This window comes from Roseburia lenta (assembly GCF_014287435.1).
Classification (GTDB): Bacteria; Bacillota; Clostridia; order Lachnospirales; family Lachnospiraceae; genus Pararoseburia; species Pararoseburia lenta.
The window spans coordinates 266,722-289,910 of sequence record NZ_JACOPG010000002.1 but is presented as its reverse complement, the minus strand read 5'-3'; the positions used below and the strand labels follow the sequence as shown (position 1 = coordinate 289,910).

The window sequence follows — 23,189 nt, the reverse complement described above, 5'->3', positions numbered from 1 at the left end:
GGAATCACACATGAAAGTGAGAGATTTGCTTGGTGTAGAAAGCATTCAGTTGCAGGGGACACCAACAGGCAAGGAAGATGCCATCAGACAGATGGTAGACTTGATGTGCAAACGCGGCAACATCGCGGATCCGGACGCTTATCTGCAGGGGGTTTTTGCAAGAGAAGAAGAAGGAACGATAGGTATCGGAGAGGGGATTGCAATCCCACATTGTAAGTCGGATGCAGTATCGGCACCGGGGCTGGCAGCCATGGTCGTGCCACAGGGCGTAGAATACGATGCACTTGACGGAGAACCGGTGCATATCATCTTTTTGATCGCAGCACCAAATACAGAAGACAATGTGCATTTGGAGGTACTTAGTCGCTTGTCCGTCCTTTTGATGGATGAGCAGTTTACAAAGGATCTGATGCAGGCAAAGAGCCCGGAGGACTTTTTGCATGTGATCGATCTGGCAGAGGCGGACAAGGAAGAAAAAGAGGAAGCCAAGGCAGAGGCAGAAAAAGCAGAGGTCGGAGAGGAGACTTTTGTGGTTGCGGTTACCGGATGTCCTACCGGAATCGCACATACTTATATGGCAGCAGAAGCCTTAGAAAAGGCAGCAGCCGCAGCAGGATGCCGGATCAAGGTAGAGACCAGAGGATCCGGAGGAGCCAAGAATGTACTTACGGATGCAGAGATCGCTTCTGCAAAGGCAGTTATCGTTGCCGCAGATACCAAGGTGCCAATGGATCGTTTTGACGGCAAAGCACTGATCGAGTGTAAGGTGGCAGATGGCATTAGCAAGGCAGCAGAACTGGTTGATCGTGCTATGAGAGGGGATGCTAAGGCATACCATGCAAGGACCGCTAAGAAAGAGAGCAAGGTCGAGACAGGAAAGACAGACAGCGTAGGACATCAGATCTATACACATCTGATGAATGGTGTATCGCACATGCTTCCGTTCGTTATCGGTGGCGGTATCTTAACAGCGATCGCTTTTTTGATCGATACTTTGATGGGCTATGGTGCGATCGGTGGCGGAAGTTTCGGTTCCTGCACACCGGTATCCGCATTCTTTAAATATGTAGGTGGTCTTGCTATGGGACTTATGGTTCCGGTACTTGCGGGCTACATTGCTTATTCCATCGCAGACCGTCCGGGTCTTGCGGTTGGTTTTACCGGAGGCCTTCTGGCATCCAATGGTAATGCTCTCTTTACCGATTATGATTGGGGCAATCTGTCCGGCTTTAGCGATTTTGTTGGACGTTTTGCTTTCCAGGGAGAGCATGGCGGTACGACCGTTTCCGGTTTCTTAGGCGGTATTCTGGTAGGTTTCCTTGCAGGATACATTATCTTGGGACTCAAGAAACTGTGCGAGAAACTGCCGGATTCTTTGGAAGGCATCAAGCCGACCCTGATCTATCCGGTCGTAGGTATGTTTATCGTGAGTGTCCTCATGTGCTTTATCTTTAACCCGATCATCGGATTGATCAACACCGGACTCTCTACCATGCTGACAGCCCTGGCAAAGGCAGGACTGATCACCTTACTGGGATGTCTCTTGGGAGCCATGATGGCGATCGATATGGGAGGCCCGATCAACAAGGCAGCCTATGTCTTTGGTACAGGAATGCTTGCAACAGCATCTGATCTGATGGCAAGCGGCGTACAGTCAACAGACCCGGCAGTCCAGGCATGCTACATTGCAATGGCATCCATCATGGTCGGTGGTATGGTTCCACCAATCGGTATTGCCCTTGCCTGTCATTTCTTCCCGAAGAAGTTTACCGAGGCAGAGCGTGCGTCTAAGGTTTCCAACCTTGTTATGGGATGTTCTTTCATCACAGAAGGTGCCATTCCATTTGCAGCAAGTGACCCGGCACATGTGATCCCATGTACTCTGGTTGGTGCAGGTGTCGCAGGCGGACTCAGTGCATTCTTTGGATGTACCCTGATGGCTCCTCACGGCGGTATCTTCGTATTTGCAACCGTTGGCAAGCCTTTGCTTTACATCCTTTCATGGATCATCGGTTCCATTGTTACGACCGTCATGCTTGGTTTTATCAAGAAGGACGCACAGGAAGTTTAAAAAGGAATATAGATGGGCGGAAGCAGAAAAGCCGTATGCTTCCGCTGCATCTAAAATATAAAAAGAAAGATCATAAGGAGGAAAATATCATGAAAGAAATCACATACACGATCACAGATCCGGAAGGAATCCATGCAAGACCGGCAGGTGTCTTAGTGAAAGAGGCAGCAAAGTTTACAAGCAAGGTTATCATCGCAAAGGATGGAAAAGAAGTGGATGCCAAGAGAATCTTAGGTCTTATGGGACTTGGTGTAAAATGTGGACAGGAAATCGTTTTAAAGACCGAGGGCGAGGATGAGGACGCAGCCATCGAAGCACTTGGCAAATTTTTGGAAGAAAATCTGTAAGACAGGATAGCGGGTAAGCGCTCGTAGTAGTTTAGCGCAGTAACGAAGAGAGGGCGATGAATATGAAATTAGAAGGTAAAAGCGTTTTTAGCGGAATAGCAATCGGAAAGTGCAAGATCTTTGGAAAGAAGGATCAGGTCGTAAAACGTAGCAAGGTCACAGATACGGATCTGGAGATCAAGCGTTTTACCCAGGCAAAGGAGCAGGCAAAGAGCCAGTTGGCAGCCCTTTACAAAAAGGCATTAAAAGAAGTGGGCGAGGCAAATGCCGCCATTTTTGAAGTGCATCAGATGATGCTGGATGATCTGGATTATGTGGAGTCTATCACCAATATGATCTCATCCCAGGGCATCAATGCAGAGTATGCCGTGGCAACGACAGGCGATAATTTTGCCGAAATGTTTGCAGCCATGGATGATGATTATATGAGAGAGCGTGCAGCAGATGTCAAAGATATTTCCAATCGCGTCATCCATATCTTGCAGGGCGGCAGTGAGCAGGCAGGACTGGGAGACCAGCCGGTCATCATTTTGGCAGATGATCTGGCACCAAGTGAGACCGTGCAACTGGACAAGTCCAAGGTGCTTTCCTTTGTGACTTGTCATGGATCCACCAATTCGCATACAGCGATCCTGGCGAGAACCATGAATATTCCGGCGCTTATTGGAGTAGATTATCCCGAGGATGCAGAAGGTCATATGGCTGTCGTGGATGGCAGAAACGGTGTCTTTTTATTGGATCCGACGGAGGAAGAATTGACAAAGTATGAGGCACTTCGCCAGGAAGAAGTAGAAAAAGCAAGACTTTTACAGGAATTAAAGGGCAAAGAGAATGTCACGAAAGCCGGCAGGAAGATCGCCCTTTATGCAAATATCGGTGGTGTTGGCGATGTGGCAAGTGTACTTGCTAATGATGCCGGCGGTATCGGACTTTTCCGCAGTGAGTTTTTGTATCTGGAAACAGAGGATTATCCGAGCGAGGAACAGCAGTTTAAGGCGTACCGGACAGTCGCAGAGAACATGGCTGGCAAAAAGGTCATTATCCGAACCCTTGACATCGGTGCGGATAAGCAGGTAGATTATTTTGGACTGGAACATGAGGAAAATCCGGCGATGGGATATCGTGCCATCCGTATCTGTCTGGATCGCAAGGAGATCTTTAAGACGCAGTTGCGCGCGATTTACCGTGCATCTTATTATGGCAATATTTCCATCATGTTTCCTATGATCATCTCTGTGGATGAAGTCAAGGCTGCCAAAGAGATGTGTGCGACCGTGCAGGAGGAGTTAAAGAGTGAGGGCATTCCGTATGGAAAGGTGGAACTCGGTATTATGATCGAGACACCTGCGGCGGTCATGATCTCGGATCTTCTGGCAAAGGAAGTTGACTTCTTTTCGGTTGGAACCAATGACTTGACCCAGTACACACTGGCGATCGACCGTCAGAACCCGAAACTGGATAATATCTATGATGCACATCATCTGGCAATCCTTCGGATGTTGCAGATGATTATTGATAATGGACATAAGGAAGGCTGCTGGGTCGGCATCTGCGGTGAACTTGGTGCAGATGTGACTCTCACAGACACATTCATTAAAATGGGCATTGATGAACTTTCGGTCAGCCCGTCTATGATCTTAAAGGTCAGAGAACAGATCCGAAATAGCGATGCCAAATAATTTGATAAGCAGATGGCGGATGTTTGTTATGCTATCCGGACATTCGTCTGACTTTTGCCCCGTCGTCCCTGACTGCGCTGTGGGATGACGGTATATAGAAACCACCTTTGTAAGACAGAGGTGGTTTTTTTTCTTGCCTGCCTGTGGTAAGATAGGAACGTGAAGAAAGAAGGTAAACAAAAGATGAAATACGATATTGTTTTATTTGATTTGGATGGAACGCTTTTGAATACATTGGAAGACTTGGCGGACAGCGTGAATTACGTGATGATGCAGATGGGATATCCGGTGCATCCGTTGGAGAGTATTCGGCAGTTTGTTGGAAATGGTATCCGCATCCTCATGGTCAAGGCAACCCCACAGGGAGAGGAAAATCCACGTTTTGAAGAAGCCTTTGCCATGTTTAAGGCTTATTATCTGACCCATAATCAGATCAAGACCAGACCTTATGATGGTGTGATGGAACTTTTGCACGATTATGAGGAGCAGGATATGCCTATGGCGATCGTGACCAACAAAAATCAGGAGTCTGTAGATGTGCTGGTGCGTGATGTTTTCAAGAACCATGTGCGTGTTGCGGTGGGCGATGACGGTATCCGTCCAAGAAAACCGGCAGCAGCCCCGGTGGAAGAAGCACTGCGCAGACTGCGTCAGGTCTACGCCGACCGGTCATGGGCGCGCATGGGCGTAGAGGATGCCTTATCCGAGGAAGACTGGCTGGAATGGATCAAGCCGCACGTCCTGTATGTAGGTGATTCGGATGTGGATGCAGCGACAGCAGAAAACTCCGGTGTGGATTGTGCCCTGTGTGCATGGGGATTTCGCGAGGAATCTCTGCTTGAGACCCTGCCACATGTGGTCTTGTTACATAAACCATTAGAATTAGAAGCATTTGTGAGAGGTTAAATATGGGTTTAAAAAAGGCATATTGCCGTGTATATCAATGGATTTATAATATTGGAATGAAAGTGGTCAAATGGAAGGAGCCAGAGCGCTTGGAGGGCGTGGATAGTTTTCACAGTATCCCGGAGATCTTGGAGCAAGCAGGTGTCTGGGCGCCTATGATCGTCACCGGACCCCGCATTGGCAAGACCGGATTTTTGAAAGATCTCTACAATGATCTCTCCGAGCGATCGGTCATCTATGATCAGGTGCATCCTGATCCGACGATCTCACAGATCGAGGAAATGTACCAGATCTATCAAGACCATGACTGTGACAGCATCATTGCGATTGGCGGTGGTTCCAACATGGATGCGGCAAAGGCACTGGCGGCGCGTGTTGCCCGCCCGGATAAGTCTTTGCAGGACATGAAGGGACAATTAAAGGTCGGCCGGCAGGTTCCTTTTTTTGTCGCTGTTCCAACCACAGCCGGAACTGGTTCGGAGACGACCATTGCAGCAGTTGTGACGGATGATGCCGAGAACCACAAGTATGCCATCAATGATCCGGTATTGGTGCCGGATTATGCCGTGATGGATCCAAGTCTTACCGTATCCCTGCCTGCAGATATTACGGCAGCGACCGGTATGGACGCGCTGACGCATGCGGTGGAAGCCTATCTGAGTTGGACTTACCGCACGGAAGAGACTATCGAATATTGCGAAGAGGCGGTCACGGCGATCATGGGATTTTTGCCGGAAGCCTACGAACAGGGAGATTCTCTGGAAGCCAGGGAAGAAATGCTGATCGCATCCTTTAAGGCGGGGGCAGCCTTTACACGAGCCTGCGTCGGAAATGTGCATGCCATTGCGCATACGATCGGAGGGCTTTATCATGTGCCGCATGGTCTGGCGAACGCGGTGGTCCTGCCGATTGTCTTAGAAGACTACGGATCGGCGGTCTATGGAAAATTAGCGCGCCTTGCAACCCTTTCACAGGTGGCTTGCGAAGGAAGCGAGGCAGAACGTGCCAAAGAATTTATCAGACATATTAGACAAATGAATGAACACATGGGTATCCCGGAGCATCTGCCGCAGATCCGCGAGGAAGATATTGCACAGATGGCAGAGTGGGCAGATCAGGAAGCCAATCCCCTCTATCCGGTGCCTGTGATTTACGATAAAAAGCATTTTGAGGAAGTGATCCGAAAAGTTGCTGGAAAGTAGGAGGTAGACAGAATTGATAAACATTTACAGAACGGACAACCGTATCATCTCCGAAATAGATCAGTTCGATACCGGTGCATGGGTAAAACTTACCGCACCGTCACTGGAAGAATGTGCAGAGATCAGTGATCGTTTTCATATGGATATCGCAGATGTGCGGGCGGCCCTCGATGATGAGGAGAGTTCCCGTATCAATCTGGAAGATGAATATACACTTATTCTGGTGGATATCCCATCAGCAGAAATGCGTAACAACCGCCATTCCTATACCACAATCCCGCTGGGGATCTTGATTGCAGAAGATGTGGTGATCACGGTATGTGCGGAGGAGACTGCCGTACTGCGTTCCTTTGTGGAACAACGTGTGCGCGATTTCTCCACCAAAAAACAGATGCGTTTTACCTATCAGATCTTATACAATGCCTGCATGGTCTATCAGAGCCTGTTGCGCAGTATTGACAGAAAGCGTACTGAGATCGAGGAAAGAATCGATCAGAATACCGAGGATGTTGACTTGATCGACCTGCACGAATTGGAATCCAATCTGGTCTACTTTGCTACGTCACTGCGTGCAAATGGTGTGGTGTTGGATCGTTTGACACGTTATGGGAGGCTCCGTCAGTATTCGGAGGATCAGGAACTATTAGAGGATGTGATCATTGAGAACAGACAGGCGATCGAGATGACACAGATCTATCGTGACATCATCAATGGTACCAGAGAACTGATGTCGACGGTCATCAACAATCGCCTGAATAATGTAATGAAATATCTGGCAGCGATCACGATCGTTATGTCCATCCCGACGATCATATCGGGACTCTGGGGCATGAACGTCGGTGGCAAATGGATGCCGTTTTCGTCCACACCGCATGGTTTCGCGATCATCTGCGTGATAACGCTGCTGCTTTGCATCGTGGTTATGCTTTGGCTTCGGAAGAAAAAGATGCTTTAGCCTGAGCAAACTCGTCTGTGATCTGACGAAAGACCTGCATGATACGAGGATCAAAAGAGGTGCCGTCTTCATCTAAGAGAATGGAGACGGCTTTTTCATGCGAAAAAGCGTCTTTGTAACTGCGCTGGCTGGTCAGAGCATCGTAGACATCCGCGACAGCCAGAATACGTGCGCTGAGGGGTATATCTTCGCCGGCAAGTCCTTTTGGATAGCCGGATCCGTCCCATTTCTCGTGATGGTAATATGCCATGTCTCTGGCATCGCTTAAGAAACTGTCCTCGCCAACGATCTCAACCGCATGGGTAAGCGCCTGACCGCCAAAGGTGGAGTGTTGGCGCATAAATTCCATTTCCTCCGGGCTGAGACGTGAAGGCTTTAAAAGGGTGTTGTCGGAAATACCGACCTTGCCCAGGTCATGCAGTGGAGCACCGCGAAGCAATCTTGCCTTGTAGTCCGGTGTGATTGCATCCGGGAAGGTATGTGCCTTGTCTAAGGCATTCAAGAGTATCTCGAAATATTTTGCCGTGCGCCTGACGTGGGAGCCGGTCATACCGTCACGGATTTCCAACAGGTCATTTAAACTGGCGACCAGTGCCGTCTCTACGCGTGCGACCTGCTCTGTCTTTTGCATGATGATCTCTTCCAGGTGATCCTGATAATGTGCCAGATCCAACTGGGTGCGGATACGCATGCGCATGATCTGGGGCTGCAAGGGCTTATGGATGTAATCGACTGCGCCCAGTTCCAGTCCGTGGATCTCATCGGCAACATTGTCCTGTGCTGTCAAGAAAATGATAGGTGTGTCCTCGGTCTGTGGCAGGGAACGGATGGCTTTCAATGTCTCGAAACCGTCCACTTCCGGCATTTGGATATCGAGCAGGATGATGTCTGGTGTATGTTTTTCTAAATAACGAAGAGCCATTTTGCAGGAATTGGCTGTGACGACATTGTAGTAGTCATCCAGTGCTTCCTTGGCGGTGCGCAGGTTGATGCCGCTATCATCTATGATTAAAACTGTTTCCATACTGTCAAACTCCTTGTGGTGTTTATAATGAGGTCGGAAGATCCTGACCGGCAAATCTGCCGCTGGCTCCGCAAGGGAGGGTAAGTCCGTTGCAGGAAACAGGAAGACCGATCTCTTCTGCGGCTACACTTCCCGGATAGCCTTTTAAGGCGGTTGAAATCATATAGTGCAGTACAGCAGGCTGCAAGCCTGTGGTATATGAGTTTACAAGGAAGAAGAGTGGCTGGTCGGTCAGCAGTTGCGCACACAATTCTATGAGCGGATAGATGGCATCCTCGATCTTCCAGATCTCACCCTTAGGACCACGTCCGTAAGATGGCGGATCCATAATGATGGCATCGTAGTGATTGCCGCGTCGGATCTCGCGCTCTACGAACTTTTTGCAGTCATCCACGATCCAGCGGATCGGGGCATCGGCAAGACCGGAGGATACGGCATTTTCCTTTGCCCAGGTGACCATGCCTTTGGACGCATCTACATGTGTGACTGCGGCACCGGCTGCTGCCGCGGCGATCGTTGCACCGCCGGTATAGGCAAAGAGATTTAATACCTTGATCGGGCGATCCGGGTGCTCTTTCTTCCTATTATATATAAGTGTGGAAAACCAATCCCAGTTGACTGCCTGTTCCGGAAAAAGACCGGTGTGTTTAAAACTGAAAGGTTTCAGATGAAAAGTCAGGCTGCCGTTATGGTTGACATAGAGATTGTCGTTATCGGTGTGGGGCAGTTGATAAGTGATGCTCCACTGCTGTGGCAGATCAAAGAACTCCCACTCGCCACCACCTTTTTTGCTGCGGTGATAGTGCCCGTTTAGTTTCTTCCATTCGCTGACCTTCTTTGGGGTGTTCCAGATGACCTGTGGGTCCGGGCGGAGCAGGGTGTATTTTCCCCAGTGCTCCAGTTTCTCACCGCCGGAGCAGTCGATGACTTCGTATTCTTTCCAATGGTCTGCTATCCACATAATGATTCCTCACATTCTATCTATCGTATCGTTCGATTTGTATTCTTCTTATTGCTTCTATATTATATATGAAGAAAGACTAAGATGCCACTGAAAATATTGTATGCGAAAAAATACAATATTTATTCAAAAAACCTTGCAAGTATTGATTTTATCATGTATATTAGATGTTGCTGTGACATTGATAGCGTTGAAGCGTGAGGTTGCTGCCGATTATCACCATAGTAATCTGGCAGGTTTTCCGTGGAGCGAATGTCAAGTTAGGAAACTGGCGACAAGTCACTGTACAAAATATAGTCTACCATTGTGTAGAGACACGTGTGTTAATCTTTAGGACACACACGGAGAAGTGTACAGTCACCGCTTGTCGTACTATTGAAATAAGTGCGAAGGAGGCGACTTTTTTTATGGCAACTCAGGTTATGAGAATCACACTCAAGGCATATGATCACGAATTAGTTGATGCATCTGCTAAGAAAATCATCGAGACTGTTAAGAAAAACGGATCACAGGTGAGTGGACCGGTACCACTTCCGACAAAGAAGGAAGTTGTTACTATCTTAAGAGCGGTACACAAGTACAAAGATTCCAGAGAACAGTTCGAGCAGAGAACTCATAAGAGACTCATCGATATCATGACACCTACCCAGAAGACAGTTGATGCATTGCAGAGACTCGAAATGCCAGCTGGTGTTTACATCGATATCAAGATGAAGTAAGAAGTTAACAAGGTTAACGATCCGGTATAGGTTTATATAGAAGCAACATTTATGTTCCACTTATATTGCCTGTTCTAGGATGATCGCTACGGCGATCCGCTGTAGAAAAACAGGAGGAAAGAAAATGAAGAAAGCTATTTTAGCAACAAAAGTCGGAATGACTCAAATCTTCAATGCTGATGGAGTTTTAACTCCTGTAACTGTTTTACAGGCTGGTCCTTGTGTAGTAACACAGATCAAGACTGTTGAGAACGACGGTTACGAAGCAGTTCAGGTTGGTTTCGTTGACAAGAAAGAAAAGGTAGTCAACAAGGATGCCAACGGCAAGAAAGAAATCAGAAACAGACATGGCGTCAACAAGGCTGAGAAGGGACACTTCGATAAGGCTGGTGTTTCTGGAAAGAGATTCGTAAGAGAATTTAAGTTTGAAAATTGCGCAGATTACAATCTTGCAGATGAGATCAAGGCTGACATCTTTGAAGAAGGTGACAAGATCGATGCTACAGCAATTTCAAAGGGAAAAGGATTCCAGGGTGCTATCAAGAGACTTGGTCAGCACAGAGGACCTATGGCTCATGGTTCTAAGTTCCATCGTCATCAGGGTTCCAACGGTGCTTGTTCTTCACCAAGTAAGGTATTCAAAGGAAAAGGAATGCCTGGACACATGGGAAGCGTTAAGGTTACAATCCAGAACCTTGAAGTTGTACGCGTAGATGCAGAGAATAACCTGCTTTTGGTAAAGGGTGCTGTTCCAGGACCTAAGAAGTCTTTAGTTACAATTAAAGAGTCTGTAAAGTCAGGTAAGTAATCGATAGTAGGAAAGGAGGAACTTTACGATGGCTAAAGTATCCGTATACAATATGGAAGGCAAAGAAGTTGAGACAATGGAACTTGACGATGCTGTTTTCGGTGTTGAAGTAAACGAGCATTTAGTTCACATGGCAGTTGTCCAGCAGCTTGCAAATAACCGTCAGGGAACTCAGAAGGCAAAGACACGTTCTGAAGTTCGTGGTGGTGGTAGAAAACCATGGAGACAGAAGGGAACAGGTCATGCAAGACAGGGTTCTACAAGAGCTCCACAGTGGACAGGTGGTGGTGTTGTATTTGCACCAACTCCAAGAGATTATTCATTCAAGTTGAATAAGAAAGAGAAGAGAGCAGCACTTAAGTCTGCATTATCTTCCAGAGTAGCAGAGAATAAGTTTGTTGTAGTTGACGAGTTGAAGTTCGATGCGATCAAGACAAAGGATTTTGCAAAGGTAATGAGCAACCTTGGTGTTGAAAAGGCGCTTGTTGTTATCAATGACAACGACACAAATGTTGTTATGTCAGCAAAGAACATTCCTACTGTTAAGACTGCTTCAACAAGCACGATCAACGTATATGACATCTTGAAGTACAACACAGTTGTTGTAACAAAGGATGCTGTTAATACAATTCAGGAGGTGTATGCATAATGGCTAACGTACAATATTATGATGTAATCCTCAAACCTGTAATCACAGAGAAGAGCATGAATGCAATGGCTGAAAAGAAGTACACATTTCTTGTTCATCCAGAAGCAAACAAGACAATGATCAAGGAAGCAGTTGAAAAGATGTTCGAAGGAACAAAGGTTGCTTCCGTTAATACAATGAACAACGATGGCAAGGAAAAGAGACGTGGCAGAAGCGTAGGCAAGACTGCTAAGACTAAGAAGGCTATCGTTCAGCTTACAGCAGATAGCAAGGACATCGAGATCTTCGCAGGGCTGTAAGTCGAAAGCAAGATTATGCGTCATGTTTAGACGCGATAAGTAAAACGTAAAAGTAGCGAAAGGAGAATTACAATGGGAATTAAAACTTATAACCCATATACACCTTCCAGAAGAAATATGACTGGCTCTGATTTCTCCGAGATCACAAAGAAGACTCCTGAGAAGTCTCTTACAACTTCTTTAAAGAAGAACGCTGGTCGTAACAATCAGGGTAAGATTACAGTTAGACACCAGGGTGGTGGAAACAGAAGAAAATATAGAATTATCGATTTCAAGAGAAAGAAAGATGGAGTTCCTGCAACTGTTATCGGTATCGAGTACGATCCAAACAGAACAGCAAACATCGCATTGATCTGCTACGCAGACGGCGAGAAGGCTTACATCCTTGCTCCTGAAGGACTTGCTGATGGCATGAAGGTCATGAACGGACCGGAAGCAGAAGTACGTGTTGGTAACTGCCTTCCGCTGGCAAACATCCCGGTTGGTACTTTAGTACACAACATCGAGATGTATCCGGGCAAGGGTGGACAGTTAGTTCGTTCCGCTGGTAACAGCGCTCAGTTGATGGCTAAAGAAGGCAAGTATGCAACTCTTAGACTTCCATCAGGCGAAATGAGAATGATTCCTTTGAACTGTAGAGCATCTATCGGTGTTATCGGCAATGGTGATCACAACCTTGTTAAGATTGGTAAAGCTGGTCGTAAGCGTCACATGGGTATCCGCCCAACTGTTCGTGGTTCTGTTATGAACCCTAATGACCATCCACATGGTGGTGGTGAAGGTAAGGCACCAATCGGACGTCCGGGTCCATGTACACCTTGGGGCAAGCCTGCACTTGGTTTGAAGACCAGAAAGAAGAACAAACAGTCTAACAAGCTTATCGTAAGAAGAAGAGACGGTAAGGCTATCAAATAAGGAGGATCATTATGGCTCGTTCATTAAAAAAAGGACCATTTGCTGATGAAAGTTTATTGAAGAAGATCGATGCAATGAACGCATCAGGCGACAAGAGTGTCATTAAGACATGGTCTCGCCGTTCAACAATCTTTCCACAGATGGTAGGACATACAATCGCTGTTCATGACGGAAGAAAGCATGTGCCTGTATATGTTACAGAAGACATGGTAGGACACAAACTTGGTGAGTTCGTTTCTACAAGAACTTACAGAGGTCATGACAAGAACGAAAAGAAATCAAGAGTACGCTAATTAATTTTTGAAAGGAGGTTTCACATCATGGCAAAAGGACATAGATCCCAGATTAAACGTGAGAGAAACAGTCAAAAAGATACTAGACCTTCAGCAAAGTTATCTTATGCTAGAATGTCAGTTCAGAAAGCTTGCTTCGTATTAGACGCTATTCGCGGTAAGGATGTTCAGACAGCTCTTGCTATCGTAACTTATAATCCAAGATACGCTTCAAGCATTATAGAGAAGTTATTAAAGTCAGCAATCGCAAATGCTGAGAACAATTACCCAGACAAGAACTACAGCCTGGAAAACCTTTATGTTGCAGAGTGCTATGCAAATAAGGGCCCAACAATGAAGAGAATTAGACCAAGAGCACAGGGTAGAGCTTACAGAATCGAAAAGAGAATGAGCCACATTACTGTTGTGCTTGATGAAAGATAGGAGGCAATCATGGGACAGAAAGTTAATCCTCACGGCTTAAGAGTCGGTGTGATCAAGGATTGGGATTCTAAGTGGTATGCTGAAGGTGAATTCGCTGACTACTTGGTTGAAGATTACAATATCAGAACATTTCTTAAGAAAAAGTTATATGCAGCTGGCGTATCTAAGATCGAGATCGAAAGAGCAGCCGGAAGAGTTAAGGTTATCGTTTACACAGCAAAGCCTGGTGTTGTAATCGGTAAGGGCGGCGCTGAGATCGAGAAGGTTAAGGCTGAACTTCAGAAGTTGACAGACAAGAAGCTTGTTGTTGACATTAAGGAAGTTAAGAGACCTGACAAGGACGCTCAGTTAGTTGCAGAGAATATCGCAGCACAGTTGGAGAACCGTGTTTCTTTCCGTCGTGCTATGAAGTCTTGCATGTCAAGATCTATGAAGACCGGTATCAAGGGTATCAAGACAAGCGTTTCCGGACGTCTTGGTGGTGCTGATATGGCTCGTACAGAGTTCTATTCAGAAGGTACTATTCCGCTTCAGACACTTCGTGCAGATATTGATTATGGATTCGCTGAGGCTGACACTACTTATGGCAAGGTCGGCGTAAAGGTTTGGATCTACAAAGGAGAAGTACTTCCTACAAAGGGAAATAAGGAAGGAGGAGCCAAATAATGTTAATGCCTAAGAGAGTAAAACATCGTAAGCAGTTCCGTGGATCTATGACAGGAAAGGCTTTACGAGGCAACAAGATCGTAAACGGTGATTTCGGTATTGTTGCTATGGAACCATGTTGGATTCGTTCTAATCAGATTGAAGCAGCCCGTATCGCTATGACACGTTATATCAAGCGTGGTGGTAAGGTCTGGATCAAGATTTTCCCTGATAAGCCTGTTACAGCAAAGCCTGCTGAAACTCGTATGGGTTCCGGTAAGGGAGCTTTGGAGTACTGGGTAGCTGTTGTTAAGCCAGGTCGTGTATTATTTGAAATCTCCGGGGTACAGGAAGATGTCGCTAGAGAGGCTCTTCGTCTTGCTACACACAAATTGCCTTGCAAGTGCAAGATCGTTTCTCGTGCGGATTTGGAAAGCGAGGTTGCAGCAAATGAAAACTAAGGAATATGTTAACGAATTAAAGAATGCATCTGTTGCAGATTTGAATGCACAGTTGGTGGAAGCAAAGAAGGAACTTTTCAATTTAAGATTCCAGAACGCAACCAATCAGTTAGAGAATACAGCAAGAATCAAAGAAGTTAGAAGAAACATTGCACGTATTCAGACAATGATTACTGCAGCTGATAACAAGTAAGCAGTTCGGAATTTTAAAGGTAGAAAGGAGACAATATCGTGGAAGAAAGAAATCTTAGAAAAACACGTGTAGGTATTGTTGTAAGCGATAAGATGGATAAGACAATCGTTGTTGCTGTTAAGGATAACGTAAAGCATCCACTTTACAACAAGATCGTTAAGAGAACTTATAAATTAAAGGCTCATGACGAGAACAACGATGCACACATCGGTGATACCGTCAGAGTTATGGAAACAAGACCATTATCTAAGGATAAGAGATGGAGACTTGTTGAAATCATGGAAAGAGCAAAGTAATTAGAAGGAGGCTACAAACATGGTACAGCAGGAAAGTAGATTAAAAGTAGCTGATAATACAGGTGCTAAAGAAATCCTTTGCATTCGTGTTATGGGCGGTTCTACAAGAAGATATGCAAATATCGGTGACGTGATCACCGCTACTGTTAAAGATGCAACACCAGGTGGTGTTGTTAAAAAGGGCGATGTCGTTAAGGCAGTAGTTGTACGCTCCAAGAAGGGTGCCCGTCGTAAAGATGGTTCTTATATTAAGTTTGACGAGAATGCTGCAGTTATCATCAAAGATGACAAGACCCCAAGAGGAACTCGTATTTTTGGACCTGTAGCTAGAGAGCTTCGTGAGAAACAGTTTATGAAGATTGTTTCCCTTGCTCCGGAAGTATTATAGGAGGTAGTACGATGGCAACAATGAAGATCAAAAAGGGCGATACCGTTAGAGTAATCGCTGGTGCAGATAAGGATAACGAAGGAAAAGTTATCGCTGTAAATCAGAAAAATCATACAGTTTTGGTTGAAGGTGTGAACATGATCAAGAAGCACACAAAGCCTAGCATGGCAAACCAGAACGGTGGAATCATCGAGCAGGAAGGACCAATCGACATTTCAAATGTTATGCTTCTTGTTGATGGTAAGACAACCAGAGTTGGTTTTCAGATGGACGGAGACAAGAAAGTCCGCGTAGCAAAAGCAACTGGTAAAGTGATCGATTAATATAACGAGAGGAGGCAAATCAGTTGAGTAGACTTAAAGAGCAGTACCAGAATGAGATCGTAAAGGCTATGATCGAAAAGTTTGGTTATAAGAATATTATGGAAGTTCCAAAGCTTGACAAGATCGTAGTCAATATGGGTGTTGGCGAAGCTAAGGAAAACGCAAAGCTTTTAGAGGCAGCAGTTAAGGACATGGAGACAATCACAGGTCAGAAGGCTGTTACAACAAAGGCAAAGAACTCTGTTGCTAACTTCAAGATCAGAGAAGGTATGGCAATCGGATGTAAGACAACACTTAGAGGCGAAAAGATGTATGATTTCGCTGATCGTCTTATCAATCTTGCACTTCCACGTGTACGTGACTTTAGAGGTGTTAGTGCTGATTCTTTCGACGGAAGAGGTAACTACGCACTTGGTATCAAGGAACAGATCATCTTCCCTGAAATCGAGTATGATAAGGTTGACAAAGTAAGAGGTATGGACATTATTTTTGTTACTACTGCTAAGACAGACGAAGAGGCTCGTGAATTACTGAGATTATTCGGTATGCCTTTCGTAAAGTAATTTAGGAGGGAATTTTAAGATGGCAAAGAAATCTATGAAAGTTAAGCAGCAGCGCAAGCAGAAATTCTCTACTAGAGAATATAGCCGTTGTAAAATCTGTGGTCGTCCACATGCTTATTTAAGAAAGTATGGCATCTGTAGAGTATGTTTCCGTGAGTTAGCATACAAGGGACAGATCCCTGGCGTAAAGAAGGCTAGTTGGTAAGCCGGAAGGAGGAAATTTAATCATGACAATGAGTGATCCAATCGCAGATATGCTTACAAGAATCCGTAATGCAAATACTGCAAAACATGATACAGTTGATATCCCAGCATCTAAGATGAAGATCGCAATCGCTGATATCCTTGTAGATGAGGGATATATCACAAAATATGACATCGTAGAAGATGGTAACTTTAAGAGCATCCGCGTTACATTAAAGTATGGCGCAGACAAGAACGAGAAGGTCATCACAGGCATCAAGAGAATTTCTAAGCCTGGTCTTCGCGTTTATGCTGGTAAGGATGAGATCCCAACCGTTCTTGGCGGACTTGGTATTGCAATCCTTTCTACAAACAAGGGAATCGTTACTGACAAAGAGGCTAGAAAGCTTCAGGTTGGTGGAGAAGTGCTTGCTTTCGTTTGGTAATTATCCGAAAGCAAGGACATTGGAACATTTCACGTAATGTATAAACCGTCCCCGAGGCGGACATACAATATAGCACCCCGCGCATAGCGGAGAAATTATAGGAGGTACGGGCATGTCACGTATAGGAAGAATGCCAATCGCAATCCCAGCAGGAGTTACTGTTGAAATTGCAGAAAATAATCATGTGACTGTAAAAGGTCCAAAGGGAACTCTTGAGAGAACACTTCCATCAGAGATGGATATCAAGTTAGAGGGTTCTGAAGTAATCGTTACAAGACCAAACGACTTAAAGAAGATGAAGTCTTTACATGGTCTTACAAGAACACTGATCCACAACATGGTAGTTGGTGTTACTGATGGTTACGAAAAAGTCTTGGAAGTAAACGGTGTTGGATATAGAGTCCAGAAGTCAGGAAAGAACCTGACCTTACACTTAGGCTATTCTCATCCGGTTGAGATGGTTGATCCAGAAGGACTTGAGTCCACAGTTGATGGTAACAAGATTATCATCAAGGGTATCGATAAAGAAAAAGTTGGCCAGTACGCAGCAGAAATCAGAGACAAGAGAAGACCTGAACCATACAAGGGCAAGGGTATCAAGTATGCTGATGAAGTTATCAGACGTAAAGTTGGTAAAACTGGTAAGAAATAATTAAAGGAGTGACGAGAAATGGTTAGTAAGAAATCAAGAGAAGTAGTTCGCCAGACAAAGCATAGAAGACTTCGTAATACTCTTTCTGGAACAGCAGACAGACCACGTCTTGCAGTATTCAGAAGTAACAATCATATGTATGCTCAGATTATTGATGATACAGTTGGTAATACACTCGTTTCCGCTTCTACGCTTGATAAAGAGGTAAAGGCTGATTTAGAGAAGACAAATAATGTTGAAGCAGCAGCCAAGTTAGGTACTGTCATTGCTAAGAAGGCATTAGATAAAGGTATTTCCACAGTTGTATTTGACAGAGGTGGATTCATTTATCAGGGCAAGATTGCAGCATTAGCTGACGCAGCTAGAGAAGCTGGATTAGAATTTTAGGAGGAAATAACACATGAGACATGAAATTATTGATGCTAGTCAATTAGAGTTAAATGAAACAGTGGTATCAATTAAACGTGTAACAAAGGTTGTTAAGGGTGGACGTAACATGCGTTTCACAGCCTTAGTTGTTGTCGGTGATGGCAATGGTCATGTTGGTGCAGGACTTGGCAAAGCAGCTGAAATCCCAGAAGCGATCCGCAAGGGAAAAGAAGATGCAATGAAGAAGTTGATTACTGTAAAACTTGATGAGAACAACAGTATTACACATGATATTTCTGGTAAGCATACTGGTGCTTCTGTATTACTGAAGAAGGCTCCGGAAGGTACAGGTATCATCGCTGGTGGTCCAGCCCGTGCCGTTTGTGAGTTAGCAGGTATCCAGAACATCCGTACAAAGTCATTAGGTTCTTCTAACAAGCAGAACGTAGTACTTGCTACAATCGACGGACTCCGTCAGTTGAAATCCCCAGAAGAAGTTGCAAGACTTCGTGGTAAGACTGTAGAAGAGATTCTCGGTTAAGGAGGAAATAGATCATGGCAGAAAAGAAGTTAAAGATTACACTTGTTAAGTCTCCTATCGGAGCAGTTCCAAAGAACAAGAAGACTGTTGAAGCATTAGGCCTCAGAAAACTCAACAAGACTGTTGAGATGCCTGATAACGAAGCAGTTCGTGGAATGATCAGACAGGTAAGACATTTAGTTAAGGTAGAAGAGATTTAATCAAATAATTAAGGAGGTGTCACAATGGATTTATCAAACTTACAGCCGGCAGAAGGCTCAAAGCACAGTGATAATTTCAGAAGAGGACGTGGACACGGTTCAGGCAATGGCAAGACCGCTGGTAAGGGTCATAAGGGACAGAAGGCTCGTTCAGGAGCTCCAAGACCTGGTTTTGAAGGTGGTCAGATGCCTTTATACAGACGTATTCCTAAGAGAGGTTTCACATGCAGAAACTCTAAGGAAATCGTTGGTATCAACTTATCTTATCTTGAGAGATTTGAAGATGGTGCAACTGTAACAGTTGAATCATTGGTTGAGGCTGGTATCGTAAAGAACACCAGAGACGGTGTTAAGATTCTTGGTAACGGTGAACTTACTAAGAAGTTGACAGTCCAGGCTAATGCTTTTAGTGCAAGCGCTAAGGAAAAAATCGAAGCCCTTGGTGGTAAAGCAGAGGTGATCTAATGCTAGAAACACTCCGCAATGCATTTAAAATTAAAGATTTACGAAAAAGAATCGGATTTACATTTTTAATGCTCATTGTAGTGCGAATTGGAAGTCAGCTTCCAATTCCCGGAGTGGATCCGGATGTATTTTCACAGTTATTTGCAAACAATGGCGATGCGCTGAATTTCTTTGATGCGATTACTGGTGGATCTTTTGAAAATATGTCTATTTTCGCTCTGAACATTACACCATACATTACATCTTCTATTATCATCCAGTTGCTGACCATTGCATTCCCAAAGTTAGAGGAAATGCAGCGTGATGGGGAGCAGGGAAGAAAGAAGATTACACAGATTACCCGTTATGTTACGGTTGGATTGGCGATCATCCAGTCTGTTGCTATGGCAATCGGATTTGGACGTTCCGGTTATCTGACTGAGTTCAACGCCCTGTATGTTATTATGACAGTCGCTGCTCTTACAGCGGGTTCATCTGTACTTATGTGGATCGGTGAAAGAATTACCGAAAAGGGTATCGGTAACGGTATCTCTATCGTACTTGTAATCAATATTCTTTCACGTATTCCGAGTGATCTGACTTCATTATTTGAGCAGTTCATCTCAGGAAAGACCATTGCAAAGGGTACACTTGCAGGTGTGATCATTGCAGCAATCATTGTTGCTATGGTTGTTCTGGTTGTATTCTTGCAGGGGGCTGAGCGTAGAATCCCGGTTCAGTATTCAAAGAAAATTCAGGGAAAGAGACAGGTTGGTGGTGCCAACTCCGTGATTCCAATGAAGGTCAATACGGCCGGTGTTATTCCGGTCATCTTTGCACAGTCATTGTTACAGACACCGGTTATCATTTGCACCTTGCTTGGTAAGACAGGCGGTACAAGTTTCTGGTACAAGATTCTTCGCGGTATGTCACAGTCAAACTGGTTCGATCCGAATAATTGGATTTATACCATTGGTGCTGTAGTGTATGTGCTGCTGATCATCGGCTTTGCATATTTCTATACGTCAATTACCTTTAATCCGCTTGAGATCGCTGACAACTTAAAGAAGCAGGGCGGTTCCATTCCGGGTATCCGATCAGGCAAGCCTACGAGTGATTACCTACAGGCAGTCCTGAACAACATTATTTTTATCGGTGCTATCGGACTTTCCATCGTGGCGATCATCCCGATCGTATTTAATGGATTATTTGGTGCAAATGTGTCCTTTGGTGGAACATCCATCATCATTATTGTTGGTGTTGTCATCGAGACACTGAAGCAGGTGGAATCCCAGATGCTCGTCAGAAATTACAAGGGATTTTTAAATGATTAATGAATAGACATCCATATGGAGATACTGGCCTAGCCGTATCTCCTAAGGTGTTATAAGGAGGTTTTTTATCGTGAAGATTATTATGTTAGGTGCTCCCGGTGCCGGCAAAGGCACACAGGCAAAGCAGATCGCAGCAAAATATCAGATCCCTCATATCTCAACAGGAGATATTTTCCGTGCGAACATTAAAAATGGCACAGAACTTGGAAAAAAGGCAAAGGAATATATGGATCAGGGACTTTTGGTGCCGGATGAACTGACCTGTGATCTGGTTATGGATCGTATCGGTCAGGAGGATTGTGCAAATGGATTTGTACTGGATGGATTTCCACGTACCATTCCACAGGCAGAGAGTCTGGATGCAGCACTTTCTAAGATCGGACAGAAGATGGATTTTGCCATTGATGTCGATGTACCGGATTCCCATATCGTAAAGAGAATGTCAGGTCGTCGTGCCTGCCTTTCCTGTGGAGCAACATATCATATCGTTGCTATTCCGCCAAAGAAAGAAGGTATCTGTGATGCCTGCGGTAAGGAATTAGTCTTAAGAGACGATGATAAGCCTGAAACAGTACAGAAGAGACTGGATGTTTATCATGAGCAGACCCAGCCTCTGATCGATTATTATAAGAAGCAGGGTATCCTGCATTCTGTAGATGGAACGCAGCCGATGGAGGATGTATTCGCCAATATCGACGCGATCATAGGAGTCTAGCCCATGTCAGCAGTTACCATTAAATCTGCCCAAGAATTAGAGTATATGCGGGAGGCAGGCAGGATCCTTGCAAGTGTGCATCAGACCTTAGGGGATGCCCTTTGTGAGGGAATGTCAACGCTGGAGATCGATACTTTGGGAGAAGAGATCATCCGTAGTTTCGGATGCGAGCCTTCCTTTTTGAACTATATGGGATATCCGGCATCTGTGTGTGTTTCCGTCAATGATGAAGTCGTACATGGGATCCCGAGAGAAGATCATATCATTACAAATGGCGATATCGTCAGTCTGGATATTGGCGTGATCTATAAAGGCTATCATTCCGATGCGGCGAGGACTCATGGCGTGGGAGAGATCTCACCGGAGGCACAGGCGCTCATTGATGTGACGCGCGAGAGTTTCTTTGCCGGGATAGAGCAGGCGACAGCCGGACGGCATTTGAATGATATTTCAAGTGCGATCGGTGATTACGCGACCAAGCGCGGTTATGGCGTGGTCCGGGATCTGGTAGGTCATGGCATTGGCACACACCTGCACGAAGAACCGGAAATACCAAATTACCATAAATGGCGGCGCGGCATCAAGTTGCAGCCGGGTATGACCTTCGCGATCGAGCCTATGATCAATATCGGTAGTCCAAATGTCGTATGGATGGATGATGAGTGGACGGTTGTGACGGAGGATGAATCCTTATCTGCACATTATGAAAACACCATTATCATTACAGACGGTCGACCGGAGATACTGACACTGACAGAAAGTGAGAAGCATCTATGGACGAATTGATCTTAGCAAAATCCAAGGCAGGACATGATAAGAATCATATCTATCTTGTACTGAAACGGCAGGATGACATCGTCTATCTGGTCAATGGAAAGACCAGAACTTGCGATAATCCCAAAAAGAAAAAAGAAAAACATATACAGCCGATCAAGCATTTGCCACAAGAGATCTTAGATCTGGCAAAGGGCAAGACGATGAATGATGAGTTGGTCGGTCAGATTTTAGATCTTTATGTAGGAGGAATAAAATAAATGTCTAAGGCAGATGTAATCGAAGTAGAAGGTGTTGTAGTAGAAAAATTACCAAATGCTTTCTTTAAAGTGGAACTGGAAAATGGTCACCAGATCTTAGCAACGATCAGCGGAAAACTTCGTATGAATTATATCCGCATTTTACCGGGTGACAAGGTTACGATCGAGATGTCACCATATGATCTGACAAAGGGCAGAATCATTTGGAGAGATAAGTAAAAAGTTGTTGACAAGAGTTTGATACTTTTGCTATACTATCAAGTGCGTTTATGGGCATTTCTTTTCGCGCGCCTATAAATGCAGTAGATAAAAGACTTGTACATGCGTACAAGGAACACGAAAATGATGAGAAGGGAGGCATTTCCTACAATGAAGGTAAGATCATCAGTAAAACCTATTTGCGAAAAGTGCAAAGTAATCAAGAGAAAAGGTAGTGTTCGTATTATTTGCGAGAACCCGAAACACAAACAGAGACAGGGCTAATTCATAAGGATTAGTGTTATTTGTATATGTTATGTGCGGCTGATGTTCCCGATGATTAGTAAATAATTAGGCAACATTTTCATAATATATGCGGATCACCCTACATACCGAGGGTGGTTAGTTTCGTGGATTCGGAACTCTTCCTTACTATATGTTTAGGAAGAAAAGAACCAAATAAGGCATATACACACATTTCAGGCCGGCAACGGAGCTGTATAGGGTCTATTTGGGGATGGTAGTAGTTAATCAGAAAATTTTATGGAGGTGTAAACACACATGGCTCGTATCGCAGGTGTAGATTTACCAAGAGAAAAACGCGTAGAAATTGGTTTAACTTACATTTACGGAATTGGTAGAGTAAGTTCTAACAAGATTCTTGAAGCAGCAAATGTTGATCCTAGCACTCGTGTTAAGGACTTGACAGACGACGAAGTTAAGAGAATCAGTGCTGTCATTGACGAAACAATGATGGTAGAAGGTGATTTGAGAAGAGACGTAGCTCTTAATATCAAGAGACTGCAGGAGATTGGATGCTATCGTGGTATCCGTCACAGAAAGGGACTTCCGGTTCGTGGTCAGAAGACAAAGACCAACGCTAGAACAAGAAAGGGTCCTAAGAGAACTGTAGCAAACAAGAAGAAATAATTTCAGAAAGTAGGTTAGTTTAG

36 protein-coding genes are annotated in these 23,189 nt (G+C 44.9%); 34 read left to right on the top strand and 2 right to left on the bottom strand.

The window, feature by feature from the left end; translation table 11 throughout:
* The first annotated feature begins 10 nt into the window (after positions 1–10).
* The 6 genes from H8R94_RS05400 (at position 11) to H8R94_RS05375 (ending at position 7,160) form a co-directional block, all read left to right on the top strand.
* Complete coding sequence (locus tag H8R94_RS05400) at positions 11–2,071, top strand: PTS fructose transporter subunit IIABC (protein ID WP_186854092.1); 2,061 nt, start codon at positions 11–13, stop codon at positions 2,069–2,071.
* An 89-nt stretch (positions 2,072–2,160) separates the two neighbouring features.
* A complete protein-coding gene (locus tag H8R94_RS05395; protein ID WP_118535251.1) occupies positions 2,161–2,418 on the top strand; it encodes an HPr family phosphocarrier protein in 258 nt (85 codons plus the stop codon).
* Positions 2,419–2,480: 62 nt separating this feature from the next.
* Positions 2,481–4,097 carry a phosphoenolpyruvate--protein phosphotransferase gene (gene ptsP, locus H8R94_RS05390; protein ID WP_186854091.1) on the top strand — a complete coding sequence of 539 codons (1,617 nt, stop codon included), beginning with the start codon at positions 2,481–2,483 and terminating at the stop codon, positions 4,095–4,097.
* 183 nt (positions 4,098–4,280) lie between these two features.
* A complete protein-coding gene (locus H8R94_RS05385; protein WP_118280305.1) occupies positions 4,281–5,003 on the top strand; it encodes an HAD family hydrolase in 723 nt (240 codons plus the stop codon).
* Between the two features lie 2 nt (positions 5,004–5,005).
* Entirely contained in the window at positions 5,006–6,205 is a 1,200-nt protein-coding gene (locus H8R94_RS05380) for an iron-containing alcohol dehydrogenase (protein WP_178009888.1), read from the top strand.
* Positions 6,206–6,218: 13 nt separating this feature from the next.
* Positions 6,219–7,160 carry a magnesium transporter CorA family protein gene (locus H8R94_RS05375; RefSeq protein ID WP_118280303.1) on the top strand — a complete coding sequence of 314 codons (942 nt, stop codon included), beginning with the start codon at positions 6,219–6,221 and terminating at the stop codon, positions 7,158–7,160.
* On the opposite strand, the gene H8R94_RS05370 is transcribed toward H8R94_RS05375, so the two are convergent.
* Positions 7,126–8,184, bottom strand: a complete 1,059-nt coding sequence (locus H8R94_RS05370) for an HD domain-containing phosphohydrolase (RefSeq protein ID WP_178009890.1) — start codon at positions 8,182–8,184, stop codon at positions 7,126–7,128. The genes H8R94_RS05375 and H8R94_RS05370 overlap by 35 nt on opposite strands.
* Before the next feature lie 22 nt (positions 8,185–8,206).
* Positions 8,207–9,145, bottom strand: coding sequence for a class I SAM-dependent methyltransferase (locus H8R94_RS05365; RefSeq protein WP_186854090.1), 939 nt, complete (start codon positions 9,143–9,145; stop codon positions 8,207–8,209).
* A 407-nt stretch (positions 9,146–9,552) separates the two neighbouring features.
* Between H8R94_RS05365 and rpsJ the strand changes: the two genes are divergently transcribed.
* The 28 genes from rpsJ (at position 9,553) to rpsM (ending at position 23,166) form a co-directional block, all read left to right on the top strand.
* Positions 9,553–9,864, top strand: a complete 312-nt coding sequence (gene rpsJ / locus H8R94_RS05360) for a 30S ribosomal protein S10 (RefSeq protein WP_118535170.1) — start codon at positions 9,553–9,555, stop codon at positions 9,862–9,864.
* A 124-nt stretch (positions 9,865–9,988) separates the two neighbouring features.
* Positions 9,989–10,672, top strand: a complete 684-nt coding sequence (gene rplC / locus H8R94_RS05355; RefSeq protein WP_118280299.1) for a 50S ribosomal protein L3 — start codon at positions 9,989–9,991, stop codon at positions 10,670–10,672.
* 28 nt (positions 10,673–10,700) lie between these two features.
* Positions 10,701–11,321, top strand: coding sequence for a 50S ribosomal protein L4 (rplD, locus tag H8R94_RS05350; protein WP_118535171.1), 621 nt, complete (start codon positions 10,701–10,703; stop codon positions 11,319–11,321).
* On the top strand, positions 11,321–11,620 hold the full coding sequence (rplW, locus tag H8R94_RS05345) for a 50S ribosomal protein L23 (protein WP_118280297.1): 300 nt from the start codon (positions 11,321–11,323) through the stop codon (positions 11,618–11,620). The genes rplD and rplW overlap by 1 nt, the downstream gene beginning before the upstream one ends.
* A gap of 72 nt (positions 11,621–11,692) precedes the next feature.
* Positions 11,693–12,535: a 50S ribosomal protein L2 gene (gene rplB / locus H8R94_RS05340; RefSeq protein WP_118280296.1), complete on the top strand. Its 843-nt coding sequence runs from the start codon at positions 11,693–11,695 to the stop codon at positions 12,533–12,535.
* An 11-nt stretch (positions 12,536–12,546) separates the two neighbouring features.
* Positions 12,547–12,828, top strand: coding sequence for a 30S ribosomal protein S19 (gene rpsS, locus H8R94_RS05335; RefSeq protein WP_118280295.1), 282 nt, complete (start codon positions 12,547–12,549; stop codon positions 12,826–12,828).
* Positions 12,829–12,855: 27 nt separating this feature from the next.
* Positions 12,856–13,251: a 50S ribosomal protein L22 gene (rplV, locus tag H8R94_RS05330; RefSeq protein ID WP_118280294.1), complete on the top strand. Its 396-nt coding sequence runs from the start codon at positions 12,856–12,858 to the stop codon at positions 13,249–13,251.
* A 9-nt stretch (positions 13,252–13,260) separates the two neighbouring features.
* Positions 13,261–13,917 (top strand): 30S ribosomal protein S3, encoded by a 657-nt coding sequence (gene rpsC / locus H8R94_RS05325; protein WP_118280293.1) that lies wholly within the window; start codon positions 13,261–13,263, stop codon positions 13,915–13,917.
* A complete protein-coding gene (gene rplP / locus H8R94_RS05320; RefSeq protein ID WP_118280292.1) occupies positions 13,917–14,357 on the top strand; it encodes a 50S ribosomal protein L16 in 441 nt (146 codons plus the stop codon). The genes rpsC and rplP overlap by 1 nt, the downstream gene beginning before the upstream one ends.
* Entirely contained in the window at positions 14,347–14,550 is a 204-nt protein-coding gene (gene rpmC, locus H8R94_RS05315) for a 50S ribosomal protein L29 (protein WP_118280291.1), read from the top strand. The genes rplP and rpmC overlap by 11 nt, the downstream gene beginning before the upstream one ends.
* Before the next feature lie 38 nt (positions 14,551–14,588).
* Positions 14,589–14,846 carry a 30S ribosomal protein S17 gene (gene rpsQ / locus H8R94_RS05310; protein ID WP_118280290.1) on the top strand — a complete coding sequence of 86 codons (258 nt, stop codon included), beginning with the start codon at positions 14,589–14,591 and terminating at the stop codon, positions 14,844–14,846.
* 19 nt (positions 14,847–14,865) lie between these two features.
* The gene (gene rplN, locus H8R94_RS05305; RefSeq protein WP_118280289.1) at positions 14,866–15,234 is read left to right on the top strand and encodes a 50S ribosomal protein L14; all 369 of its coding nucleotides are present in this window, start codon (positions 14,866–14,868) and stop codon (positions 15,232–15,234) included.
* 11 nt (positions 15,235–15,245) lie between these two features.
* Positions 15,246–15,557, top strand: a complete 312-nt coding sequence (rplX, locus tag H8R94_RS05300) for a 50S ribosomal protein L24 (protein WP_118280288.1) — start codon at positions 15,246–15,248, stop codon at positions 15,555–15,557.
* 23 nt (positions 15,558–15,580) lie between these two features.
* The gene (gene rplE / locus H8R94_RS05295) at positions 15,581–16,120 is read left to right on the top strand and encodes a 50S ribosomal protein L5 (RefSeq protein WP_118280287.1); all 540 of its coding nucleotides are present in this window, start codon (positions 15,581–15,583) and stop codon (positions 16,118–16,120) included.
* 19 nt (positions 16,121–16,139) lie between these two features.
* Positions 16,140–16,325, top strand: a complete 186-nt coding sequence (locus H8R94_RS05290; RefSeq protein WP_118280286.1) for a type Z 30S ribosomal protein S14 — start codon at positions 16,140–16,142, stop codon at positions 16,323–16,325.
* Between the two features lie 22 nt (positions 16,326–16,347).
* Positions 16,348–16,749 carry a 30S ribosomal protein S8 gene (gene rpsH, locus H8R94_RS05285; RefSeq protein ID WP_118280285.1) on the top strand — a complete coding sequence of 134 codons (402 nt, stop codon included), beginning with the start codon at positions 16,348–16,350 and terminating at the stop codon, positions 16,747–16,749.
* A 112-nt stretch (positions 16,750–16,861) separates the two neighbouring features.
* On the top strand, positions 16,862–17,401 hold the full coding sequence (rplF, locus tag H8R94_RS05280) for a 50S ribosomal protein L6 (RefSeq protein ID WP_118280284.1): 540 nt from the start codon (positions 16,862–16,864) through the stop codon (positions 17,399–17,401).
* Positions 17,402–17,419: 18 nt separating this feature from the next.
* On the top strand, positions 17,420–17,788 hold the full coding sequence (gene rplR / locus H8R94_RS05275) for a 50S ribosomal protein L18 (RefSeq protein ID WP_118280283.1): 369 nt from the start codon (positions 17,420–17,422) through the stop codon (positions 17,786–17,788).
* A gap of 13 nt (positions 17,789–17,801) precedes the next feature.
* A complete protein-coding gene (gene rpsE / locus H8R94_RS05270; RefSeq protein ID WP_118280282.1) occupies positions 17,802–18,311 on the top strand; it encodes a 30S ribosomal protein S5 in 510 nt (169 codons plus the stop codon).
* Positions 18,312–18,325: 14 nt separating this feature from the next.
* Positions 18,326–18,511, top strand: coding sequence for a 50S ribosomal protein L30 (gene rpmD, locus H8R94_RS05265; RefSeq protein WP_118280281.1), 186 nt, complete (start codon positions 18,326–18,328; stop codon positions 18,509–18,511).
* Positions 18,512–18,535: 24 nt separating this feature from the next.
* Positions 18,536–18,976 (top strand): 50S ribosomal protein L15, encoded by a 441-nt coding sequence (rplO, locus tag H8R94_RS05260; RefSeq protein WP_118280280.1) that lies wholly within the window; start codon positions 18,536–18,538, stop codon positions 18,974–18,976.
* Entirely contained in the window at positions 18,976–20,289 is a 1,314-nt protein-coding gene (gene secY / locus H8R94_RS05255) for a preprotein translocase subunit SecY (RefSeq protein ID WP_118535172.1), read from the top strand. Before rplO ends, secY begins: the two co-directional genes overlap by 1 nt.
* A 70-nt stretch (positions 20,290–20,359) precedes the next feature.
* On the top strand, positions 20,360–21,004 hold the full coding sequence (locus tag H8R94_RS05250; protein WP_118280278.1) for an adenylate kinase: 645 nt from the start codon (positions 20,360–20,362) through the stop codon (positions 21,002–21,004).
* 3 nt (positions 21,005–21,007) lie between these two features.
* Entirely contained in the window at positions 21,008–21,790 is a 783-nt protein-coding gene (map, locus tag H8R94_RS05245; protein WP_118535173.1) for a type I methionyl aminopeptidase, read from the top strand.
* Positions 21,778–22,038, top strand: a complete 261-nt coding sequence (locus tag H8R94_RS05240; RefSeq protein ID WP_186854089.1) for a KOW domain-containing RNA-binding protein — start codon at positions 21,778–21,780, stop codon at positions 22,036–22,038. Before map ends, H8R94_RS05240 begins: the two co-directional genes overlap by 13 nt.
* Positions 22,039–22,257 (top strand): translation initiation factor IF-1, encoded by a 219-nt coding sequence (gene infA, locus H8R94_RS05235; protein ID WP_118280275.1) that lies wholly within the window; start codon positions 22,039–22,041, stop codon positions 22,255–22,257.
* A 150-nt stretch (positions 22,258–22,407) separates the two neighbouring features.
* Positions 22,408–22,521, top strand: coding sequence for a 50S ribosomal protein L36 (gene rpmJ, locus H8R94_RS05230; RefSeq protein WP_005339020.1), 114 nt, complete (start codon positions 22,408–22,410; stop codon positions 22,519–22,521).
* Between the two features lie 276 nt (positions 22,522–22,797).
* A complete protein-coding gene (gene rpsM / locus H8R94_RS05225; RefSeq protein WP_118280274.1) occupies positions 22,798–23,166 on the top strand; it encodes a 30S ribosomal protein S13 in 369 nt (122 codons plus the stop codon).
* Positions 23,167–23,189: the final 23 nt, after the last annotated feature.

Coding starts and splice junctions, on each gene's coding strand:
- H8R94_RS05400 (WP_186854092.1), top strand. CDS start 11: ATGAAAGTGAGAGATTTGCTTGGTGTAGAAAGCATTCAGTTGCAGGGG.
- H8R94_RS05395 (WP_118535251.1), top strand. CDS start 2,161: ATGAAAGAAATCACATACACGATCACAGATCCGGAAGGAATCCATGCA.
- ptsP (WP_186854091.1), top strand. CDS start 2,481: ATGAAATTAGAAGGTAAAAGCGTTTTTAGCGGAATAGCAATCGGAAAG.
- H8R94_RS05385 (WP_118280305.1), top strand. CDS start 4,281: ATGAAATACGATATTGTTTTATTTGATTTGGATGGAACGCTTTTGAAT.
- H8R94_RS05380 (WP_178009888.1), top strand. CDS start 5,006: ATGGGTTTAAAAAAGGCATATTGCCGTGTATATCAATGGATTTATAAT.
- H8R94_RS05370 (WP_178009890.1), bottom strand. CDS start 8,184: ATGGAAACAGTTTTAATCATAGATGATAGCGGCATCAACCTGCGCACC.
- H8R94_RS05365 (WP_186854090.1), bottom strand. CDS start 9,145: ATGTGGATAGCAGACCATTGGAAAGAATACGAAGTCATCGACTGCTCC.
- rpsJ (WP_118535170.1), top strand. CDS start 9,553: ATGGCAACTCAGGTTATGAGAATCACACTCAAGGCATATGATCACGAA.
- rplC (WP_118280299.1), top strand. CDS start 9,989: ATGAAGAAAGCTATTTTAGCAACAAAAGTCGGAATGACTCAAATCTTC.
- rplD (WP_118535171.1), top strand. CDS start 10,701: ATGGCTAAAGTATCCGTATACAATATGGAAGGCAAAGAAGTTGAGACA.
- rplW (WP_118280297.1), top strand. CDS start 11,321: ATGGCTAACGTACAATATTATGATGTAATCCTCAAACCTGTAATCACA.
- rplB (WP_118280296.1), top strand. CDS start 11,693: ATGGGAATTAAAACTTATAACCCATATACACCTTCCAGAAGAAATATG.
- rpsS (WP_118280295.1), top strand. CDS start 12,547: ATGGCTCGTTCATTAAAAAAAGGACCATTTGCTGATGAAAGTTTATTG.
- rplV (WP_118280294.1), top strand. CDS start 12,856: ATGGCAAAAGGACATAGATCCCAGATTAAACGTGAGAGAAACAGTCAA.
- rpsC (WP_118280293.1), top strand. CDS start 13,261: ATGGGACAGAAAGTTAATCCTCACGGCTTAAGAGTCGGTGTGATCAAG.
- rplP (WP_118280292.1), top strand. CDS start 13,917: ATGTTAATGCCTAAGAGAGTAAAACATCGTAAGCAGTTCCGTGGATCT.
- rpmC (WP_118280291.1), top strand. CDS start 14,347: ATGAAAACTAAGGAATATGTTAACGAATTAAAGAATGCATCTGTTGCA.
- rplN (WP_118280289.1), top strand. CDS start 14,866: ATGGTACAGCAGGAAAGTAGATTAAAAGTAGCTGATAATACAGGTGCT.
- rplX (WP_118280288.1), top strand. CDS start 15,246: ATGGCAACAATGAAGATCAAAAAGGGCGATACCGTTAGAGTAATCGCT.
- H8R94_RS05290 (WP_118280286.1), top strand. CDS start 16,140: ATGGCAAAGAAATCTATGAAAGTTAAGCAGCAGCGCAAGCAGAAATTC.
- rpsH (WP_118280285.1), top strand. CDS start 16,348: ATGACAATGAGTGATCCAATCGCAGATATGCTTACAAGAATCCGTAAT.
- rplF (WP_118280284.1), top strand. CDS start 16,862: ATGTCACGTATAGGAAGAATGCCAATCGCAATCCCAGCAGGAGTTACT.
- rplR (WP_118280283.1), top strand. CDS start 17,420: ATGGTTAGTAAGAAATCAAGAGAAGTAGTTCGCCAGACAAAGCATAGA.
- rpsE (WP_118280282.1), top strand. CDS start 17,802: ATGAGACATGAAATTATTGATGCTAGTCAATTAGAGTTAAATGAAACA.
- rpmD (WP_118280281.1), top strand. CDS start 18,326: ATGGCAGAAAAGAAGTTAAAGATTACACTTGTTAAGTCTCCTATCGGA.
- rplO (WP_118280280.1), top strand. CDS start 18,536: ATGGATTTATCAAACTTACAGCCGGCAGAAGGCTCAAAGCACAGTGAT.
- secY (WP_118535172.1), top strand. CDS start 18,976: ATGCTAGAAACACTCCGCAATGCATTTAAAATTAAAGATTTACGAAAA.
- map (WP_118535173.1), top strand. CDS start 21,008: ATGTCAGCAGTTACCATTAAATCTGCCCAAGAATTAGAGTATATGCGG.
- H8R94_RS05240 (WP_186854089.1), top strand. CDS start 21,778: ATGGACGAATTGATCTTAGCAAAATCCAAGGCAGGACATGATAAGAAT.
- infA (WP_118280275.1), top strand. CDS start 22,039: ATGTCTAAGGCAGATGTAATCGAAGTAGAAGGTGTTGTAGTAGAAAAA.
- rpmJ (WP_005339020.1), top strand. CDS start 22,408: ATGAAGGTAAGATCATCAGTAAAACCTATTTGCGAAAAGTGCAAAGTA.
- rpsM (WP_118280274.1), top strand. CDS start 22,798: ATGGCTCGTATCGCAGGTGTAGATTTACCAAGAGAAAAACGCGTAGAA.